At 74.1% G+C, this 2647-nt stretch carries 3 protein-coding genes; 2 read left to right on the top strand and 1 reads right to left on the bottom strand.

Annotated elements, in window-relative coordinates; genetic code table 11:
• Both FUT87_RS20425 and FUT87_RS20430 read left to right on the top strand, forming a co-directional pair.
• Positions 1 to 647: LysR substrate-binding domain-containing protein (locus FUT87_RS20425; RefSeq protein WP_147242205.1), on the top strand; the 647-nt coding region annotated here is incomplete at its 5' end.
• Positions 640 to 1644 carry a tripartite tricarboxylate transporter substrate binding protein gene (locus tag FUT87_RS20430; protein ID WP_147242206.1) on the top strand — a complete coding sequence of 335 codons (1005 nt, stop codon included), beginning with the start codon at positions 640 to 642 and terminating at the stop codon, positions 1642 to 1644. The genes FUT87_RS20425 and FUT87_RS20430, both read left to right, overlap by 8 nt.
• Before the next feature lie 23 nt (positions 1645 to 1667).
• Here the strand turns inward: FUT87_RS20430 and FUT87_RS20435 are convergent.
• The coding region (locus FUT87_RS20435; RefSeq protein WP_147242207.1) for an NAD(P)/FAD-dependent oxidoreductase at positions 1668 to 2647 on the bottom strand (980 nt) is incomplete at its 5' end.

Raw genomic sequence — 2647 nt, forward strand, 5'->3', positions numbered from 1 at the left:
TGCTGGCGATCGGTTTCACCAGCTCCGCGGCGGCGCATGCCTACACGCCGGCGGTGCTGCGCGCCTGCCGGGGCGAGCATCCCGGCATCGCGCTGTCGATGACCGAGAACAATGCCGCCGGCCTGATCGACGCGATCGTGAAGACGCGGCTGCATGGCGGCTTCCTGCGCGTGCCGGTGGCGCGGCCGGAGGGCATCAGCTTCGAGACGTTGTTGACGGAGCCCGCATTGCTGGCCGTGCCGCTGGACCACCGGCTCGCGGCGGTGCCGCGCGCGGCCACGACGCCGGTGCCGCTGGCCGAGCTGGAGGACGAGGACCTGATCCTGGTGCGGCGCCCCGGCGCGCCCGGCCTCTACGCCAACCTGCTGGCGCTGTGCGAGCGCGACGGCGTGCGGCCGCGCAGCTTCGTCGAGGTCGACCGGATGATGATGAACCTCAACCTGGTCGCCGCAGGCGCCGGGATCACGGTGGTGCCGGCCTCGATGCGGGGCGTGCATGCGCATTCCATCGTGTACCGGCCGATGGAGAAGCAGGCGCGGCTCGAGGCCCCGCTGACGCTGGCCTACCGGACCCACGACCAGGACGGCCCGATGGCGACCTTCCTCGCGCTGGCGCGGCGCATCGCGATGGAGCACCGCGATGCGTAGGCGCGCGTGGGTGATCGGGCACGGCGTGGCGCTCGCGGGTGTGGCCGGCCTGCCTGCATTCACCGCAGGCGCGCAGGCGCAGGGCTCGACCGCCGCCGAGCCGTGGCCGTCGCGCGCCCTGCACCTGATCGTGGCCTACCCGCCCGGCGGCGTCAGCGACGAGACCGCGCGCGCGCTCGCCCAGTTCATGGGCGCACGCCTGAAGGTGCCGGTGATCGTCGAGAACCGCGCCGGCGCCGGCGGCCTGACTGCGCTGGAGTCACTGGCCCGCGCCGCGCCCGACGGCCACACGCTGGCCTACTGCGCGATCTCGCCACTGGTCTTCGGGCCGCCGGACCCGGCCTCCGCCGCCACCGGCCGCGGCGACGCCCCGCCGCGGGACGTCGTGCCGGTCGTCAGCCTCATGGACACGCCGGTGCTGGTGCTCGCGCATCCGTCGTTCAAGCCCCGAGATTTCCCCGCGATGCTCGCCGCCGCGCGGGCCGCGCCGGGGCGACTGCGCTGGGCCACCTCGGGTCACGCGACGGTGGGCCACATGGTGCTCGCGCAGGTGCGCGCCGCGGCCGGCGTCGACATCATCCACGTGCCCTACAAAGGCGGCGGCCAGCAGCTGACCGATGCGATCGGCGGCCAGTTCGAGCTGCTGTCCTCCAACGTCGCCGCGCAGCAACTGCAGCTGGTGCGCCAGGGCCGGTTGAAGGCGCTGGCCATCGGCTCGCCGGTGCGGCTGCCGGTGCTGCCCGAGGTGCCGACGCTGGCGGAACTCGGCTTCCCGGACGCCAACCTGGTCTCGACCTTCGGCCTGTTCGCGCCGCGCGGCGTGCCCGAGGAGCGGCTACGCCGCCTCAACGCGCTGGTCAACGACGCCCTGCGCCAGCCCGAGCTGCGCGCGCGGATGCTGGAGGTCAGCAACCTGCCCACCGGCGGCAGCGCCGCCGACTTCGCCGCGCGCATCGCCAAGGAACGCGAGCGGGCGCTGCGCGTGCCGCCCGATTGATTGAGCGCGGCGCGCCGCGGCGTTCAGTCCAGCCGCGCGAGGACCTCCTCCGCGATCGCGAGCGCACTGGTGAGTCCCGGCGACTCGATGCCCATCAGGTTCACCAGGCCCGGCACGCCGTGCTGCGCGGGGCCGTCGATGCGGAAGTCCGGCGCGGGTTCGTGCGGCGCATGGATCTTGGGCCGCACGCCGCTGTAGGCCGGCTGCAGTGCTCCGTCGGGCAGCGCCGGCCAGTAGCGCCGCACGTCCTCGTAGAAGACCTCGGCGCGCGCCGGATCGACGGCGTAGTCGATGTCCTCGGGGCGATCGGCATCGAGCCACTGCGCATCCGGTCCGAAGCGCGCCTGGCCGCCCAGGTCCAGCGTCAGGTGCACGCCGAGCCAGGCGTCCTGCGGCAGCGGATAGACCAGCCGCGAGAACGGCGCGCGGCCCTGCAGCGCGAAGTAGCAGCCCTTGCTGAAGCGGGCGACGGGCGGCGGCGGAAGTCCCTCGATGGCCCAGGCGAGCAGCGGCGCGTGCAGTCCCGCCGCATTGACGACGAGGCGCGCGCCCAGTGACAGCTCGCTCGTGCGCACGACATGTCCCGGCCCGCCGCGATCCACCGCGGTCACCGCGGCGCCGAACGCGACGGCACCGCCGTGCCGTTCGAGGTCCCCCTGCAGCGACAGCATCAGCCCGTGGCTGTCGACGATGCCGGTCGAGGGCGACAGCAACGCGGCCTCGCAGCGCAGCTGCGGCTCGAGCGCCTGGGCCTCCTCCCGCGTCAACCACCGTAGGTCGTCGACGCCGTTGACCGCGGCCTTGGCCTGCAGCGCGCGCAGCCCGGGCAACTGCTCCGGCGCGGTCGCGACCACCAGCTTGCCGCAGCGCCGGTGCGCGACGCCGTGCGAGGCGCAGTGCGCATACAGCAGCTGCCTGCCGCGCACGCACAGCCTCGCCTTCAGCGAGCCGGCCGGGTAGTAGAGGCCCGCGTGGATGACCTCGCTGCTGCGCGAGCTGACGC

The sequence above is a fragment of the Mitsuaria sp. TWR114 genome (genome assembly GCF_007997345.1).

Excerpts from the sequence above, each read along its gene's own strand:
- FUT87_RS20430 (WP_147242206.1), top strand. The coding sequence starts at position 640 with ATGCGTAGGCGCGCGTGGGTGATCGGGCACGGCGTGGCGCTCGCGGGT.